Below are 17227 nucleotides of genomic sequence, written 5' to 3' on the forward strand. Positions count from 1 at the left end.
AATTACCGGGTAACGCAAAGCTACCCGGTAAAAAATGAATACTTATTGCCTATTCAGGCAAAGTGACAGTAGGCATTGACAAATTTAGATGGGTAAGCACATCAGGTATATCCATGAACATAACTCGAGCTACATTATCAAAGTTATAGCCACTTTTACCAACATGAGCAAAATGCTGTTTCATTGAATCGAGCAATGACAGCATTTCTTTGAAAGCCCCCTCGGCAGCCTCCTTGTTTTGACCACTTTTCATTTCACTGTATGCCTGATTGATGGCATATTTGAATATATTAAAGAAAGCAACTACATCGTCACGATTACCAAGCAGATCTTTATTACCTTTATCATCCATTTTTTTTATGGTTTGTTGAAAATATCTTTTAGTGTTATTGGCTCCGCTATGCGCCTCCCTAAAAACCCCAAATTCTTCAAGACGTGTTGAGCCATTATCTTTAGGCTTATCGAGAGCAAGAATATTCCTAACACCATTATTAATTGAGTCTCTATTTTCATAAGCTAACGCTTTTCTCTGTTCCACATTTAGCAGGGCATTCTTGCTGCGGTGAATATGAAAAAAATGAAGAATTTTATTCTTAAGTGGTTTTTTTTCTGGAACATCATTTTTTTTCTTTACAACGTCGTTTTTTACCTTAGCAACATTCTCCGCTTGAATAGTTGCATTTTTCGATACATGACTCTTTGGATTACTCGTTACCTTTGTTTCTGGCTGTAGAAGAACTTCACGTTTTAACTCCGGCTTCCACGTGTCTTCTGCTCCAGGGGATGCAGGCTGTGGGGTATTCTGCACCGAAGCCTGCGTGTGCACAGAGTTACGGGGTGGCAGCTGTGGAGGATTCTGCACCGAAGCCTGCTTGAGCACAGAGTTACGGGGTGGCAGCTGTGGAGGATTCTGCACCGAAGCCTGCTTGAGCACAGAGTTACGGGGTGGCAGCTGTGGAGGATTCTGCACCGAAGCCTGCTTGAGCACAGAGTTACGGGGTGGCAGCTGTGGAGGATTCTGCACCGAAGCCTGCTTGAGCACAGAGTTACGGGGTGGCAGCTGTGGAGGATTCTGCACAAAAATCTCTATACTGGCCTTCTTTATACCAGACTGTAGTAATGGTTGTGATCCTTGCGATATTGAACTACTAACATTTGTGGGTATTTTACCAATATTTGCCACCCCAACTAATTTGTTAGTTGCAGAGTTAAGGACAGAAACCTTACATGTATTATCAACCTTAACCCCAGGGTTATTACAAGTTTTACTCGTTGTAGAACGGTCTGCTGCATTAGTTATTCCACCCATAAAGAGCCTCATTTAATCTCATTAATAATAGTTATGCCTTACAAGAAAGCATATAAAAAACCATAGAAAGAATAACATAAAAGGCTTCATCAAACTTTCAAAAAGCGCTCATAATAATTTGATAACAAACAAAGAAAATAATTATTATTCTTTATTTTTAAACAAAAAGCATTCACCGTTTTTATACAAATAAAAAAACGAAGCTGAGTAATCAACTTCGTTTTTAAAAATAAAGAACAATTGCCAAATTCAACTACGAACCAACATGACTACCCGGCAAAAATATTACTGCACTTCAGCCAGTTGGCGCTCACGGCGGCACTTGAAAACCCAGCCAACCAGCAGCAGAACAATCCACGCAAAGCCGACGTACAGCGAAATGCGGGTATCCGGATGGTAGCCGATGAGCGCGATGATAAAGACCAGGAAAATCAGGCCAATAACTGTTGTCGCCACCCCACCCGGCACTTTAAATTTCAGCGCTTTGACCTCTTCCGGCGGCAGGCGACGACGGAAGGCAATCTGCGACAGCAGGATCATTATCCACACCCAAACCGTGGCGAAGGTTGCCAGAGAGGCAATCACCAGGAAGACATTTTCCGGCATGATGTAGTTAAGATACACCGCAAACAGCAGCGCGATGGTCATCACCATCACTGTTACCCACGGCACGCCACGACGTGACGTTTTGGCGAACATTTTCGGGGCGCTGCCCTGCTCCGCCATACCGTGCAGCATACGCCCCACGCCGAAGACGTCAGAGTTGATGGCCGACAGCGACGCAGTCAGGACGACAAAGTTGAGGATACCTGCTGCAAAGGTAATGCCCATATGCTGGAACGTCAGGACAAACGGGCTACCGTCGGTACCGACCTGATTCCACGGGTAAATCGACATAATGACGAACAGCGTCCCCACGTAAAACACGAGGATGCGCATCGGTACGGAATTGATGGCGCGCGGAATAGATTTTTCCGGATCTTTGGCTTCACCTGCGGTAATACCGATGATCTCAATCCCGCCGTAGGCGAACATCACCATTTGTAGCGACATCACCATGCCGAGCCAGCCGTTGCTGAAGAAACCGCCGTTGCTCCACAGGTTATGGATCCCGGTAGGCTGCCCGCCGTTGCCAATCCCCCAAATAATGATGCCAAAACCGGCGACAATCATGATGATAATGGTGGCGACTTTGAAGAATGAGAACCAGAACTCCAGCTCGCCAAACACCTTCACGCTCATCAGGTTGATAGCGCAGATAATCAGCACTACGCTGAGTACCCAAATCCAGTGCGGTACGGCCGGGAACCAGACGCCCATGTAAATACCGAAGGCTGTCACGTCGGCAATGGCGACAATCAGGATTTCAAAACAGTAGGTCCAGCCGGTAATGTAACCAGCCAATGGTCCGAGGTTTTCCTGCGCATAGCGCGAGAAAGAGCTGGCTGCGGGGTTATGGACTGACATTTCGCCCAACGCACGCATAATAATGTACGCCGCGACGCCACCGATAATATAGGCCAGCAACACGCTCGGCCCCGCCATTTTGATGGCATCGGCTGAACCGTAGAACAGCCCGGTACCAATTGCTGAACCTAATGCCATAAAGCGGATGTGCCGGGTGCTCAGCCCACGCTTTAGCTTGTTATTACTTTCCATCGATTCCTAACCTGTTAACACAATAAAAAAACCACGGGGCCATATTAATAGCCCCGTGGTTAAAACTTATTGTCAGTGATATTAGTGTGCGCTGGAGGTCACTTGTCGACCCGCTGCGCGATCCCAGATAACGGCCAGGACCACCATCACGACTGTTGGCATCAACCACGCCAGCCCTTGTTCTGCCAGCGGTAAACGCTGGGTCCAGGCTGGTAAGACATCACCAATTGCAGAAGCTTTAATGCCATCAAGGATACCAAAAATCAGGCTGATAAACATCGCAGGTGCAATGACGCGGGAAGAATTATGCCACCATGAGCGGGTAAAGCTTAATACAACCAGTGCGATACATGGCGGATAGATAGCCGTCAGCACCGGAATAGAGATCTGAATCAGATGGCTCAGGCCCAGGTTAGAGACCACCATCGAGAAACCGCCAAGGATAAACACCAGCGTACGATAAGACAGCGGAACATACTGCGCGAAGAATTCAGCGCACGCACAGGTCAGGCCAACCGCAGTCACCAGACAGGCGATGAAAATCAACGCCGCCAGCAGGAAGCTGCCTGCACCACCGAAGGTGTGCTGAACATACGCATGCAGAATTGCCGCACCGTTAGCAGATTGATCGACCAGCGTCGCACTGTCTGAACCCAGGCGGAACAGCGCAAGGTACAGCAGCGTTAACCCCACGCCCGCCATCAGGCCAGCCCAGACGGTGTAACGGGTCAGCAGACGCGCTTCAGTAACACCACGCGAGCGGGCGGCGTTAACAATAACAATACCAAATACCATCGCGCCCAGCGTATCCATCGTCAGATAGCCGTTCACAAAGCCATTCGAGAATGCCGCATTTTGATAGGCTTCCATTGCATTGCTGATCGGGCCCGCTGGCCAAACAATCGCCGCCACGGAAAGCACAACCAGCGCCAGAATTTTCAATGGAGCAAGGAAGTTGCCCACAGTATCCAGCAGTTTGCCGGGATACAGTGACACCAGAATCACAATCGCGAAGTACACCACGCTGTAGATGAACAGCGGCAGCGCAGAATCACCGGTCAGCGGTGCAATCCCGACTTCGAAAGAGACCGTCGCGGTACGCGGGGTAGCAAATAACGGCCCAACGGCCAGATAGCAGACGGTAGCCAGCAGCAGACCGGCAACTTTACCGATAGGCGTGCTCAGGCTGTCCACGCCGCCGCCCACTTTCGCCAGTGCGACCACGGTAAGTACCGGCAGGCCCACGGCGGTAATCAGGAAGCCAAAGGCTGCAGTCCAGACGTGCTCGCCTGCCTGCAAACCAACCATTGGGGGGAAAATAATGTTACCTGCACCAACGAACAGTGCAAATGTCATAAATCCCAGAGCGATAATATCGCGCGATTTTAACTGATGGGTCATAAAGTCTTACTGCCTGTGGATGTGGTGTTGAAAACGTTTAATTTTCTGCCTTTCCCTGCGGGATGATACAGCGGCATTTTTAAGCAATTCCAGCGGGAAATTCTCCCTGCCTGGCGCGGCGAAGAATAGTTTTTCGATTTACCGCGTAAATGCAGTCGGTATGACAGCACCTGGAGCGCAATTTAAACGCTTATAACGTTTTAAAGCAAGGTGGGATCTAAAAACCAGAACAATATAGCGATATGAAAAATTGAGCTAGCACAAAACACCATTCCCTGGAAAAAGACATGGGTAATCATGCGAACAAAAAACAATCAAACGTCGTAAAATTCAGGAACTCTTTATTGACTGCAACAAAAAAAGCCAACTTACGCTGGCTTTTGGAAAGATAAGCTTACGAATACGTTTTAACCGCTGTTTTTGGCAATTAAACGTTCCGCGAGCACAAAACTAAAACGAGTCCCTTTGCCTGGTTCGCTGTCGATATTCAAACGGCTGTCGTGATGATGCAGAGCATGCTTCACAATCGCCAGACCTAATCCGCTCCCCCCCGTTTGTCGGGATCGTGCTTTATCTACACGATAAAAACGCTCGGTCAGGCGTGGAATATGCTCGGCGGCAATGCCTGGACCGTTGTCTTCCACACAAAATTCCGCCCCCGAGGCCACATGTCGCCAGCGTACGGTAATGTGTGTTCCCGCAGGCGTATGATTCACCGCGTTATAGACGAGATTCGAGATAGCGCTACGCAACTGCTCCTCGTTCCCCCGCACGTTCAGGCTGTTATCAACATCAAAAGTAAACGTATGTTTGTGCTGGCTCAGCGTTTGCGCTTCGTGCTCGACCACGCGCAGCATCATCGGCACATCCACCTTTTCATTGAGCATCATCGCCGGTGCGGCTTCAATTTTCGACAGTGTCAGCAACTGCTTCACTAACCCTTCCATACGGTACGTTTGTTCACGCATGGTATGCAGCGCTTTTTCGCGCGTCGTCCCTTCCAGCGGATGTTCCTGCATCATTTCCAGGTAGCCCTGCAACACCGTCAGCGGGGTACGTAGCTCATGGCTGGCGTTGGCGAAAAAGTTACGTCGTGAACCTTCCAGTTGGTGCATCTGGGTAACGTCGCGCGCCACCATTAGCAGTTGCTTATCGGTGTAGGGCATTACGCGAATTTCCAGATGCCGTCCGGTGTTGAGTACCAGATTAATTGGCCGACTAAAGTCGCGTGTTTTCAGATATTGTGTGAACTCCGGGTAACGCAGCAAGTTAAGAATATTTTGCCCGCTATCATCCGGCCAGCGTAACCCTAAAACCTGCTGTGCCAGTCCGTTACACCAGAAAATACCGCCTTCTTCGGTGGTTAGCACCACTGCGTCGGGTAGCGATTCCGCCCCGCTGCGAAAGCGTTTAATGAGGTTACCCAATTCGCGACGGCGCTTTTTGTTACGCAACTGCATTTGATGCAGGCCGTAGAGCAGTGGCTCCCAACTACCACGACCCGGTGGAGGCGTCATACTCCTGTCGACCCACAGCCACCAGGACAAACGCAATAAGTTCCAGAAATGCCAGATAAGCAGGCCCGTTACCGACGCCAGTAAAAACCAGGGTAGATAACCAAAAAAAGCGCTAAGGATAAAAGCCGGTATGCAGCAGAGGATCAGCTCCAGTACCAGCCTTTTCCATGACAATCGTTCAAGCAAACGTCTTACTCCATTTACAGCCTAATCCCTCAGGCTCTTATTACTTGCAGTCAGAAGCGGGTCGAAAAGCGATATCCCGTCCCGCGTACCGTCTGCACCATACGATCGTGTCCGCTATGCTCCAGCGCTTTACGCAACCGGCGAATATGCACATCCACTGTCCGGTCTTCCACGTAGACATTGGTTCCCCAGACATGATTGAGGAGTTGTTCACGGCTGTAGACGCGCTCAGGGTGGGCCATAAAGAAGTGCAACAGTTTGAATTCGGTCGGCCCCATATCCAGCGGATCCTCTCCGGTCATCACGCGATGCGAGGTCGGATCAAGGCTTAGCCCCTGCATCTCAATAACCTCTTCCACCGCCATCGGTGAAATACGACGCAGAACCGCTTTAATACGCGCCACCAGCTCCTTGGGAGAAAACGGCTTGGTAATATAATCATCCGCACCGGTTTCCAGACCCCGGACGCGGTCTTCCTCTTCACCTCTCGCCGTCAGCATCATCACGGGGATATCCCGCGTCATCGCTTCCCGCTTGAGGTGTTTAATAAACTGTAGACCCGAGCCGCCGGGAAGCATCCAGTCAAGCAGGACGAGATCCGGCCAGGGTTCATTAAGTTGGTTCACAGCACTGTCATAGTCTTCGGCTTCTACGGGTTGAAAACCGTTTTGCTCGAGCACGAAGCAGACCATTTCACGAATTGGAGCTTCATCTTCTACGACCAGAATACGTCTCGCCATGATTTGCCCTGTTTATAATTAAATCGTTTGCCATCAATACCGTGGCATTATGCGTCACTTTTATGACAGATTTATGAAAAGATAGTCCAGGTTTAACGCAGCCAGGCGAATTATGACAGCCCGGAAACAAGATATTACCGCCCTTGCAAGGTTATAATCTCCGCCATCGTTTTTTTGTCATGGAACTCTTATGCGCATCCTCCACACGTCTGACTGGCATCTGGGCCAAAATTTCTACAGCAAGAGCCGCGCCGCTGAACACCAGGCCTTTCTCGACTGGCTGCTGGAAACGGCACAATCCCATCAGGTGGATGCCATTATTGTGGCAGGCGATATTTTTGATACCGGCTCACCGCCAAGCTATGCCCGTGAGCTGTATAACCGTTTTGTCGTTAATCTGCAGCAAACCGGCTGTCATCTGGTGGTGCTGGCAGGCAACCACGACTCCGTCGCCACGCTCAATGAGTCCCGCGATATTCTGGCGTTTCTCAACACCACGGTCGTGGCCAGCGCGGGCCACGCGCCGCAAGTGCTACCTCAACGCGACGGCACGCCGGGCGCGATCCTTTGTCCGGTTCCTTTTTTACGTCCACGTGACATCATTACCAGTCAGGCGGGGCTAACCGGTCACGAAAAGCAGCAGCATTTATTAGGTGCAATCACCGACTATTACCAACAGCAATATCAGGACGCCAGCGCGCTGCGTGGCGACCAGAATCTGCCGATTATTGCGACAGGGCATCTGACCACCGTCGGTGCCAGTAAAAGTGACGCCGTACGTGATATTTATATTGGGACGCTGGATGCTTTTCCGGCACAAAATTTCCCACCGGCGGATTACATTGCGCTGGGACATATTCACCGGGCGCAGATCATCGGCGGTACAGAACATATTCGCTATTGCGGCTCGCCGATTGCGCTTAGTTTTGACGAGTGCGGCAAAAGCAAATGCGTCCACCTGGTGAGCTTTGAAAACGGTAAGCTGAGCGCCGTTGAGAATCTCACCGTACCGGTCACCCAGCCGCTTGCGGTACTGAAAGGCGATCTCGCCGCCATTACCGCCCAGCTTGAGCAGTGGCGCAACGTACAGCAAGATCCGCCGGTGTGGCTGGATATTGAAATTACCACCGATGACTATCTGCATGATATGCAGCGTAAAATCCAGGCCTTGACCGAAGATTTACCGGTAGAGGTGTTACTGGTGCGCCGCAGTCGGGAACAGCGCGAGCGCATCATGGTCAATGAACGTCGTGAAACATTAAGCGAACTGAGCGTGGCGGAGGTTTTTGACCGCCGCCTGGCGCTGGAAGAACTTGAAGAACCACAGCGTGAGCGGCTTAATCAGCTGTTTAGCGCAACCGTACAGACGCTTGCCGGGGAGGCTGAAGCATGAAAATTCTCAGTCTGCGCCTGAAAAACCTCAACTCCCTGAAAGGGGAATGGAAAGTTGATTTCACGGCAGAGCCTTTTGCCAGCAACGGGCTGTTCGCCATCACCGGTCCAACCGGTGCCGGGAAAACCACCCTGCTGGACGCCATTTGCCTCGCGTTGTACCACGAAACACCACGACTCAATACCGTATCGCAGTCGCAAAACGACCTGATGACCCGCGATACGGCGGAATGTCTGGCCGAAGTTGAATTCGAAGTCAGAGGCGAAGCCTATCGCGCATTCTGGAGCCAGAACCGCGCGCGCAATCAGCCTGAGGGCAATCTGCAGGTTCCGCGTGTCGAACTGGCTCGTTGCGCCGATGGCAAAATTCTCGCCGATAAAGTTAAAGACAAGCTGGAAATGACCGCCGAGCTTACCGGGCTGGATTACGGCCGTTTTACCCGCTCGATGCTGCTGTCTCAGGGGCAGTTTGCCGCATTTCTCAATGCCAAACCGAAAGAGCGCGCCGAACTGCTGGAAGAGCTGACCGGCACAGAGATTTACGGCCAAATCTCCGCCATGGTGTTTGAAAAGCACAAAGCAGCGCGCACGGAGCTGGAAAAACTGCAGGCCCAGGCCAGCGGCGTGGCGCTGTTAGCACCAGAGCAGGTACAGTCCCTGACAGAAAGTTTGCAGGTACTTACTGACGAAGAAAAACAGCATCTTACCCGTCAGCAAATCCAGCAACAGCATCTTAATTGGCTCATCCGACAAAATGAGCTGCAGGCAGAAGTAAGCCGCCACCAGCAAGCATTACAGACCGCAAAAGAGGCGCAAGATAAAGCACAACCGCAGCTGGCGACACTCAGCCTGGCACATCCCGCCAGAGCATTGCGTCCGTACTGGGAGCGAATTCAGGAACAATCCGCCACGCTCAGCCGAACACGACAGAATATTCAGGAAGTAAATGTTCGCTTACAAAGCAGCTTAGCGCTGCGTGGGCGCATCCGTCAGCGGGCACAAATACAGTCGGCGACTCTGCTCACCGAACAGCAGACGCTAACCGACTGGCTGAACGAACATGACCGTTTCCGCTTATGGAGCAGCGAACTGGCGGGATGGAAAGCGCTATTGGCACAGCAATCTGACGCTAACGACCAGCTACGTCAGTGGCAAAAACTCCGCGACAGCGACGTACGCAAGCTGGATGCACTGCCGCTTCCCTCGCTGTCATTTAGCGCGCAAGAAGTCACGGTAGCGCTGGCGCAGCACTCACAGTTGCGTCTATTCCGCCAGCAACTGAGCAATCTGCATGGACAAATTGCGCCGAAACAAAAACAGCTGGTACAGCTACGCGCCACAATACAGCAGCGGCAGCAGGAGCAAGCGCAACGCAACGCGGCCCTGGCAGAAAAACGTCAGCGTTATAAAGATAAAAATCAGCATCTGACCGATGTAAAAACGCTCTGCGAGCAGGAAGCACGGATTAAAGATCTGGAAAGCCAGCGTGCTTTATTGCAATCCGGACAGCCTTGTCCGCTTTGTGGCTCCACGACGCACCCGGCCATTGAGCACTATCAAACACTCGAACTCAGCGTCAATCAGGCGCGGCGTGAAGCATTAGAAAAAGAGGTCAAAACGCTGGCCGATGAGGGGTCAACGCTACGCGGACAGCTCGACGCGATAACCCAACAGCTACTGCGTGATGAACGCGAGGTACAGACGCTTTCTCAGGAGGAGCAAGCACTTACTCAAGAGTGGCAGACGCTGACTGCCAGCCTGAACATAACGTTGCAACCGCAGGATGATATCGCCCCGTGGCTTGCAGCTCAGGAAGAGCACGAGCAACAGCTTCACCACTTGAGCCTGCGTCATACCTTGCAGGCGCAAATCACCGCGCATACGGAACAGATTACTCAGCTCCAGCAGCATATTGCCCAGCGTCAGGCGACGCTAACCGCCGAACTGGCCCGCCATGGTCTGGCCCTTCCGGCTGAGGGTGACGTCGCCTCATGGCTGAGCGAACGGGCGAACGAAACGCAAATGTGGCAACAGCGCCAGAACGAACTGACCGCATTACAGGCCCGGATTGCCCAGCTTGCGCCGCTGCTGGAAACGCTGCCAGAAACCGATGCGCTTTCTGAAAGCGCTGAGGATCTGGTGCTGGAAAACTGGCGGCAGGTGCACGATGACTGCCTCTCATTACAGGGCCAGTGGCAATCGTTGCAACAGCAGGAAGCCCAGGAAGCACAACGCGCAGCAGAGATTCAGGCGCAGTTTGATGCCGCATTGCAGGCCAGTGTTTTTGACGATCGCGACGCCTTCCTTGCCGCCCTGCTGGATGAAGAGGCATTTAACCATCTTGAGCAGCTTAAGCAGTCGCTGGAAGGCCAGCTACAACAGGTGCAAACGCTACTTAACCAGGCTCAGCAGGCGCTGGCAACGCATCAGCAGCAACCGCCTGCCGGCGCGGATCTCACACTCACCGTGGAATATCTTCGCGATGCACTGGCACATCTCACGCAACAACTGCGGGATAACACCACGCGCCAGGGCGAAATTCGCCAGCAGCTCAAACAGGATGCAGACAACCGCCAGCAGCAGCAGACACTGATGCTGGAGATTGAAAAAGTCGCACAGCAGGTCGAAGACTGGGGCTATCTGAATGCCCTGATCGGCTCAAAAGAGGGGGATAAATTCCGCAAGTTTGCCCAAGGGCTAACGCTGGATAATCTGGTCTGGCTTGCCAACAACCAGCTAACCCGTCTGCATGGCCGCTATCTGTTGCAACGCAAGGCCAGTGAGGCGCTGGAACTCGAAGTGGTGGATACCTGGCAGGCCGATGCCGTGCGTGATACCCGCACGCTATCCGGCGGCGAGAGCTTCCTCGTGAGCCTGGCGCTGGCGCTGGCGTTGTCCGACCTGGTCAGTCACAAAACACGCATTGACTCCCTGTTCCTCGATGAAGGCTTCGGCACGCTGGATAGCGAAACGCTGGATACCGCCCTCGACGCGCTGGATGCCCTGAACGCCACAGGCAAGACCATTGGCGTGATAAGCCACGTCGAAGCGATGAAAGAACGTATTCCGGTGCAGATCAAGGTTAAAAAAATCAATGGATTAGGCTACAGCAAACTCGACAAGATATTTGCGGTGGAGTAATCGCCCCATGGGTGCGGTTTCACAGGCCGGATAAGCGTAAGCACCATCCGGCATAATACATAGCACGATCGTGAATACACAAGGACGGATATGAAATGGCAATCTCTTTTTCTTATCCGCAAGCTATCCCTTTATTGGCGGCGAGCATTCGACGCAGTGGCGCACATCCTGCGTCTTTATTGTTGGCAGGTAGTATGAAAAAAGTCATTTTCTCTTTAGCCCTCGGGACGTTTGGGCTGGGCATGGCCGAGTTTGGCATTATGGGCGTATTAACCGAACTGGCGCGTGACGTGGGCATTTCCATCCCCGATGCTGGCCATATGATTTCGTTTTACGCCTTTGGCGTTGTCATCGGCGCACCCATTATTGCCGTGTTTTCCAATCGTTTTTCGCTCAAGCATATTCTGCTGTTTCTGGTCGCACTCTGTGTCGTCGGTAACGCCATCTTCACCCTCTCTTCCAGCTATTTTATGCTGGCGGTAGGCCGGCTAGTCTCCGGATTTCCACACGGGGCATTTTTTGGCGTCGGCGCGATTATCCTGTCAAAGCTGGCGCGCCCTGGTAAAGTTACCGCCGCGGTAGCAGGCATGATTTCCGGCATGACCGTCGCCAATCTGATTGGCATTCCTGTTGGCACCTGGCTGAGTCAGACATTTAGCTGGCGCTACACGTTTCTGCTGATTGCCGTGTTTAACATCGCCGTTATTCTGTCGGTTATCTTTTGGGTACCCAACCTCCGTGATGAAGCAAAAGGCAGGCTACGCGAGCAATTTCACTTTCTGAAAAGTCCCGCACCGTGGCTCATTTTCTCCGCCACCATGTTTGGGAACGCCGGTGTTTTTGCCTGGTTCAGCTACGTAAAACCCTACATGATGTACATCTCTGGTTTCTCCGCAACGCTAATGACTTTCATCATGATGCTGGTTGGGCTGGGAATGGTGTTAGGCAACCTGCTGAGCGGTCGACTGTCTGGTCGCTACACACCGCTACGCATTGCGGTAGTAACCGATTTTGTGATTGTACTGGCTCTGCTGCTGCTGTTTGCATTCGGCGGCATCAAAGCCGCCTCGCTGACGTTCGCCTTTATTTGCTGTGCGGGTCTATTTGCGCTATCAGCACCGCTGCAAATTTTACTGCTACAAAACGCGAAGGGCGGTGAACTGCTGGGAGCGGCCGGTGGGCAAATGGCCTTTAATCTGGGTAGCGCAATTGGCGCTTACTTCGGCGGCTTAATGTTGACGCTGGGCTTTGCCTACAACTACGTCACGATCCCTGCGGCTCTACTGTCTTTTTCCGCGATGTCATCACTGCTGATCTATGGTCGCCTGAAGCGCGGCGTGCAACAACAGGTTGCACCCGCGACGTAAACGTTTATACCTGCGGCCACAGCCAGGCTGCGCCGCGCACGCCACTGGAGTCACCGTGTAACGCCTTGCGCAGAGGCGTTTCACACTCACCGCCAAAAACAAACTGCTTAATCAGTGACGGAACGTTTTGGTACAGCCTGTCGACATTGCTCATTCCGCCGCCCAGCACAATGACATCCGGGTCGAGAATATTCACCACATGCGCTAATGATTTCGCCAGGCGTAATTCATATCGGCTCAGCGCCTGTTCCGCCAGCGCATCCTGTTCGTTTACCAGACGGATAATTTCACTGCCTTTTAGCGGGTTCCCGCTCAGGCGATGATAATCAGTGGCAAAACCGGTCCCTGAGATAAAGGTTTCAATACAGCCTTGTTTACCGCAATAACAGGGTACTTCCTGCCGATAACGCAGCTCATCATCATCCATCCACGGCAGCGGATTATGCCCCCACTCGCCCGCCGTGCCATTCCCACCGGTATGCACCCGGCCATTTAGCGCCACGCCGGAACCACAGCCGGTACCAATAATTACCGCAAACACGGTCTGCGCCCCCGCCGCTGCGCCATCGACCGCTTCAGACACAGCCAGGCAGTTAGCATCGTTTGCCAGGCGGACTTCGCGGTTCAGACGCGCACTTAAGTCTTTGTCAAAAGGCTGCCCGTTAAGCCAGGTCGAGTTGGCATTCTTCACCACTCCGGTGTAGGGCGAAATTGAACCGGGAATGCCCATCCCTACGGTTCCCGTCTGCCCGGTGGCTTTTTCCGCCATCTCCACCAGCGCGGCGATGGTTTCTATGGTTTGTCGATAATCATCACGCGGCGTCGGCAGGCGATGGCGAAAAAGCTGTTCACCCGCATCGCCAAGCGCGATAACTTCCGTTTTCGTACCGCCTAAATCGATACCTATACGCACGGTTTACTCCTCTTCCCGATTAACAATGCAAGCATAGCGACAATTCGCTATCATGCCCGCTGGATTTAACGACAAGGCCGTGGAAATTATCATGCTGTGGTTCAAAAATTTAATGGTTTACCGTCTTAGCCGCGATGTTTCTTTGCGTGCCGAAGAGATGGAAAAACAGCTGGCATCAATGACGTTCACCCCTTGCGGTAGCCAGGATATGGCAAAAATGGGCTGGGTTCCGCCGATGGGATCGCACAGCGATGCATTAACGCATACCGCCAATGGCCAAATTATTATCTGCGCCCGCAAAGAAGAAAAAATTCTGCCGTCGCCGGTTATCAAACAGGCGCTGGAAGCCAAAATAATCAAACTGGAAGCTGAGCAAGGTCGCAAACTCAAGAAGACCGAAAAAGACTCGCTGAAAGATGAAGTGTTGCACTCATTGCTGCCGCGCGCTTTTAGCCGCTTCAGCCAGACAATGATGTGGATCGACACCGTCAATGACCTGATCATGGTCGACTGTGCAAGCGCGAAGAAAGCGGAAGATACGCTGGCGCTGCTGCGTAAGAGCCTCGGTTCACTGCCGGTCGTTCCGCTGACGATGGAAAACCCTATTGAGCTAACGCTGACCGAATGGGTTCGCTCCGGCACAACGGCGCAAGGTTTCCAGTTACTGGATGAAGCCGAACTGAAAGCGATGCTGGAAGACGGCGGCGTGATCCGCGCGAAGAAACAGGATCTGGTTTGCGATGAAATTGCCGTACACATCGAAGCAGGCAAACTGGTCACCAAGCTGGCGCTCGACTGGCAGCAGCGTATTCAGTTCGTTATGTGTGACGACGGTTCCATTAAGCGTCTGAAGTTCAGCGATGAACTGCGCGATCAAAATGAAGACATCGACCGTGAAGACTACGCTCAACGTTTTGATGCCGATTTCATCCTGATGACGGGTGAACTGGCCGCGTTGATTAAAAGCCTGGTGGAAGGATTAGGCGGCGAAGCACAACGCTGAGTGACTTCGTATTGCCAGATGTCACCCCTTGCGACTTATCTGGCCTACGCATATTGTAGGCCAGATAAGTGAGTACTATCAGGCAATAAACAATTACAGATAGCGGCAAAGATAGGATGTTGGCTCTGCTACCTGCAGATGAAACTCACTGTTGCCCGGTACGTTAAACACGTCTCCTGCGGCATATACTTTCCACTCAGTTTCCCCCGGCAGTAACACATTTAACGCACCGCTTACCACCGTCATCTCTTCAGGTGCCGCTGTACCAAAGGTGTATTCACCTTCCGCCATAACGCCAACGCTGGCGCGGCCAGTACTGCTGCTGGTAAAACCAATCGATTTTACTTTGCCGGAAAAGTATTCATTACTTTGAAGCATACAACTGGCCCTATCTCGTGATTAAGTTGATAACCAATATAGGGGCCTGACGTTGTACCTGTCACGCAAAATTAAGCGAGCAACTCGGATGCCAGTCGGGCAATCAGTACGTTAGACAGAAGAACCGGGACATCCAGCGACTTTTGCAGTAAATCACGATGGCGTTGGTTAAAACCCAAACAATCCAGCATGAGAACATCAGCGCCCTGCTCAAGCAGATCTTTTCCGGCATCAATCAGCTGTTGTTCAGAACCGTGAATCGGGTTTGCCACGGCATAGACGGGGGGCGTCTGTAGCACCTGCCATTTTTGTTCCTGGGTCAGGAGCAATTCGGCGACCGGCACAATCACCCCAACCTGATGCCCTTCCACAATTGAGGCCACCAGGGGAGGAATAATGCGTAAAGGCTCCAGCAGGATACTATTGCGGGCCGTCAGGCGGGTAATTGAGGCCGTACTCATCAGCAAAATAACGTCAAAACCCTGGTTATCCAGCACTTCAACAATACTTTGCAAATCGCGTTCGACTTTCTGGCGCGAGACATGAGCCAGTTGATGGTCGCTCAGCAGCGTCAATAACGACTCGTCACCGGGCGAGACCGCATACTCGGCCATCACCTCTTCTCGCCGCATCTGTCCCAGCAGGCTGTGGTGAGTTATGTGTTGTTCATCGATATATTCCGTCAGGAGCGGTAACACCTCACACATCGGCACAACACCAATCGTGAGGATAGCCAACGACGTACTCATTTGTTGTTCCACCGTCTTCTTACTTTGCCGTGAATCCCCGGACAAATGCCGGGTACTGACCTGCGCTACAAATGCTCAAAAGCGTAGCAGCAGATCGGCGATGCATAGTGTAAAGATTCCAAATCATTCCAGTACTATATTGTTATCGTTTAATTTTCACTTTCCGCGCTATAGCAGGAGGTGCAAAAATTGTGATACAGGCACGCTCCGGCAGAGGACAGATAATATGTCTGCGCGCCCAGGATTGAGTGGAAAGATCGGTCTATATCGGGAAACCCTTAACAATAAGCTCCGCCCTGTAGCCGTGACCGGGCTTGCGACAGTATCACAAGAATATCAGCCACAACCTGCGAAGGTTCATTCGTCGCATCAACAATATAATGCGCCGCTTCACGATACAGCGTATCGCGCTGTTCAAGAACTTCCTGCACTTCTTCGGTTAATGGCTTGCCGGTCAACGTCGGGCGCAATCCTTCTTCAGGCGCCACTTCCAGGCGGTTTACCAGTACCGATACTGGTGCGTTTAAATAGATGACCATGCCGTGACTACGCATGTAGTGACGATTATATTCAGTAAGAATAATACCGCCGCCGGTCGCCACGACTGTTGAGGGGGCCGTAACGGCCTGCAAGGCGGTCGTTTCCTGGGCGCGAAAACCTTCCCATCCTTCTCTTTCAACAATTTCAGCCACCGTCATCTGCAGGTGTGATTGCAACCAACGATCGGTATCAACGAACTGAAAGTCGATGGCTTTCGCCAGCGCCATACCGGTTGTCGTCTTACCACACCCCCGGGGGCCAACAAGATAAAGCGGTTGTGTCATCACAGAAGTTCCCCAGAGAACCGCAGGTAAGCGGGATCTGATGCTGTTAAAGTTATAATCATACCATCAAACTAGTACATCGCCAAAGTGTAAAGAATATATTCCAATAAGGCGATAAAATCGATTAAACCCTACTATAACAAGAATTCACAACGAAGAAAGTGTAAAAAATAAATTACAATTATTATTTTCCACGTTGAACTTCCAGCCACCACTTGTCCAGTTCAGCCGCAAAATGTTGCCTGTCACGCGGCGAAAGGCTGTCAGGCCCCCCGGTCTGGATCCCGCTGGCACGCAGCGTATCCATAAAATCACGCATCGTCAGACGTTCACGGATCGTCGCCTCGGTATAGCGCTCACCGCGCGGGTTGAGTGCCGCAGCGCCTTTTTCAATGACTTCAGAGGCCAGCGGGATATCCGCCGTGACAACCAGGTCTCCAGCGCTGCACTGGCGCACAATTTCGTTATCGGCGACATCAAACCCGGCCGGAACACGTAAAGTGCGGATAAAACGAGAAGGCGGAACGCGCAAACTCTGATTGGCGACCAAAATGAGCGGCATCTGCATCCGCTCGGAGGCCCGATATAAAATTTCTTTAATCACATTCGGACACGCATCCGCATCCACCCAAATCGTCATAACACCTC

General features: G+C 51.9%; 14 protein-coding genes. 4 read left to right on the top strand and 10 right to left on the bottom strand.

Annotation, left to right across the window (positions count from 1 at the left end; genetic code table 11):
• Positions 1 to 49: 49 nt before the first annotated feature.
• The 5 genes from IB196_RS17335 to phoB all read right to left on the bottom strand — a co-directional run bounded on the left by IB196_RS17335 (position 50) and on the right by phoB (position 6812).
• Complete coding sequence (locus tag IB196_RS17335; protein WP_348936026.1) at positions 50 to 1309, bottom strand: hypothetical protein; 1260 nt, start codon at positions 1307 to 1309, stop codon at positions 50 to 52.
• Positions 1310 to 1594: 285 nt separating this feature from the next.
• A complete protein-coding gene (proY, locus tag IB196_RS17340; protein ID WP_040232747.1) occupies positions 1595 to 2968 on the bottom strand; it encodes a proline-specific permease ProY in 1374 nt (457 codons plus the stop codon).
• An 81-nt stretch (positions 2969 to 3049) separates the two neighbouring features.
• On the bottom strand, positions 3050 to 4369 hold the full coding sequence (brnQ, locus tag IB196_RS17345) for a branched-chain amino acid transporter carrier protein BrnQ (protein WP_040232748.1): 1320 nt from the start codon (positions 4367 to 4369) through the stop codon (positions 3050 to 3052).
• A 407-nt stretch (positions 4370 to 4776) separates the two neighbouring features.
• Positions 4777 to 6072: a phosphate regulon sensor histidine kinase PhoR gene (phoR, locus tag IB196_RS17350; RefSeq protein WP_005120930.1), complete on the bottom strand. Its 1296-nt coding sequence runs from the start codon at positions 6070 to 6072 to the stop codon at positions 4777 to 4779.
• A 50-nt stretch (positions 6073 to 6122) separates the two neighbouring features.
• A complete protein-coding gene (phoB, locus tag IB196_RS17355) occupies positions 6123 to 6812 on the bottom strand; it encodes a phosphate response regulator transcription factor PhoB (protein WP_188232304.1) in 690 nt (229 codons plus the stop codon).
• 190 nt (positions 6813 to 7002) lie between these two features.
• On the opposite strand from phoB, the gene sbcD reads away from it, so the two are divergent.
• The 3 genes from sbcD (at position 7003) to araJ (ending at position 12712) form a co-directional block, all read left to right on the top strand.
• A complete protein-coding gene (gene sbcD, locus IB196_RS17360; RefSeq protein ID WP_188232303.1) occupies positions 7003 to 8205 on the top strand; it encodes an exonuclease subunit SbcD in 1203 nt (400 codons plus the stop codon).
• The gene (gene sbcC, locus IB196_RS17365) at positions 8202 to 11345 is read left to right on the top strand and encodes an exonuclease subunit SbcC (RefSeq protein WP_188232302.1); all 3144 of its coding nucleotides are present in this window, start codon (positions 8202 to 8204) and stop codon (positions 11343 to 11345) included. Before sbcD ends, sbcC begins: the two co-directional genes overlap by 4 nt.
• Positions 11346 to 11539: 194 nt before the next feature.
• Entirely contained in the window at positions 11540 to 12712 is a 1173-nt protein-coding gene (gene araJ / locus IB196_RS17370) for an MFS transporter AraJ (RefSeq protein ID WP_005120933.1), read from the top strand.
• A 4-nt stretch (positions 12713 to 12716) separates the two neighbouring features.
• On the opposite strand, the gene mak is transcribed toward araJ, so the two are convergent.
• On the bottom strand, positions 12717 to 13625 hold the full coding sequence (gene mak / locus IB196_RS17375) for a fructokinase (protein ID WP_005120934.1): 909 nt from the start codon (positions 13623 to 13625) through the stop codon (positions 12717 to 12719).
• 91 nt (positions 13626 to 13716) lie between these two features.
• On the opposite strand from mak, the gene rdgC reads away from it, so the two are divergent.
• Entirely contained in the window at positions 13717 to 14628 is a 912-nt protein-coding gene (gene rdgC / locus IB196_RS17380; RefSeq protein ID WP_005120935.1) for a recombination-associated protein RdgC, read from the top strand.
• Positions 14629 to 14721: 93 nt separating this feature from the next.
• Here the strand turns inward: rdgC and ppnP are convergent, their stop codons facing one another.
• From ppnP to IB196_RS17400, 4 genes are all read right to left on the bottom strand, one after another.
• On the bottom strand, positions 14722 to 15006 hold the full coding sequence (gene ppnP, locus IB196_RS17385; RefSeq protein WP_003021477.1) for a pyrimidine/purine nucleoside phosphorylase: 285 nt from the start codon (positions 15004 to 15006) through the stop codon (positions 14722 to 14724).
• 71 nt (positions 15007 to 15077) lie between these two features.
• Positions 15078 to 15755, bottom strand: a complete 678-nt coding sequence (locus tag IB196_RS17390) for an AroM family protein (protein ID WP_005120936.1) — start codon at positions 15753 to 15755, stop codon at positions 15078 to 15080.
• A gap of 278 nt (positions 15756 to 16033) precedes the next feature.
• Positions 16034 to 16579, bottom strand: a complete 546-nt coding sequence (gene aroL, locus IB196_RS17395) for a shikimate kinase AroL (RefSeq protein WP_040232759.1) — start codon at positions 16577 to 16579, stop codon at positions 16034 to 16036.
• 184 nt (positions 16580 to 16763) lie between these two features.
• Positions 16764 to 17219, bottom strand: coding sequence for a YaiI/YqxD family protein (locus tag IB196_RS17400; protein ID WP_005120939.1), 456 nt, complete (start codon positions 17217 to 17219; stop codon positions 16764 to 16766).
• Positions 17220 to 17227 lie beyond the last annotated feature (8 nt).

Origin of the sequence: Citrobacter sp. C6_1 (genome assembly GCF_014596835.2) — a bacterium.
GTDB lineage: Bacteria > Pseudomonadota > Gammaproteobacteria > Enterobacterales > Enterobacteriaceae > Citrobacter > Citrobacter pasteurii.

Bases quoted from the DNA above. Each gene is read 5' to 3' on its own strand.
- IB196_RS17335 (WP_348936026.1), bottom strand. From the start codon at position 1,309: ATGGGTGGAATAACTAATGCAGCAGACCGTTCTACAACGAGTAAAACT.
- proY (WP_040232747.1), bottom strand. From the start codon at position 2,968: ATGGAAAGTAATAACAAGCTAAAGCGTGGGCTGAGCACCCGGCACATC.
- brnQ (WP_040232748.1), bottom strand. From the start codon at position 4,369: ATGACCCATCAGTTAAAATCGCGCGATATTATCGCTCTGGGATTTATG.
- phoB (WP_188232304.1), bottom strand. From the start codon at position 6,812: ATGGCGAGACGTATTCTGGTCGTAGAAGATGAAGCTCCAATTCGTGAA.
- sbcD (WP_188232303.1), top strand. From the start codon at position 7,003: ATGCGCATCCTCCACACGTCTGACTGGCATCTGGGCCAAAATTTCTAC.
- sbcC (WP_188232302.1), top strand. From the start codon at position 8,202: ATGAAAATTCTCAGTCTGCGCCTGAAAAACCTCAACTCCCTGAAAGGG.
- araJ (WP_005120933.1), top strand. From the start codon at position 11,540: ATGAAAAAAGTCATTTTCTCTTTAGCCCTCGGGACGTTTGGGCTGGGC.
- rdgC (WP_005120935.1), top strand. From the start codon at position 13,717: ATGCTGTGGTTCAAAAATTTAATGGTTTACCGTCTTAGCCGCGATGTT.
- ppnP (WP_003021477.1), bottom strand. From the start codon at position 15,006: ATGCTTCAAAGTAATGAATACTTTTCCGGCAAAGTAAAATCGATTGGT.
- IB196_RS17390 (WP_005120936.1), bottom strand. From the start codon at position 15,755: ATGAGTACGTCGTTGGCTATCCTCACGATTGGTGTTGTGCCGATGTGT.
- aroL (WP_040232759.1), bottom strand. From the start codon at position 16,579: ATGACACAACCGCTTTATCTTGTTGGCCCCCGGGGGTGTGGTAAGACG.
- IB196_RS17400 (WP_005120939.1), bottom strand. From the start codon at position 17,219: ATGACGATTTGGGTGGATGCGGATGCGTGTCCGAATGTGATTAAAGAA.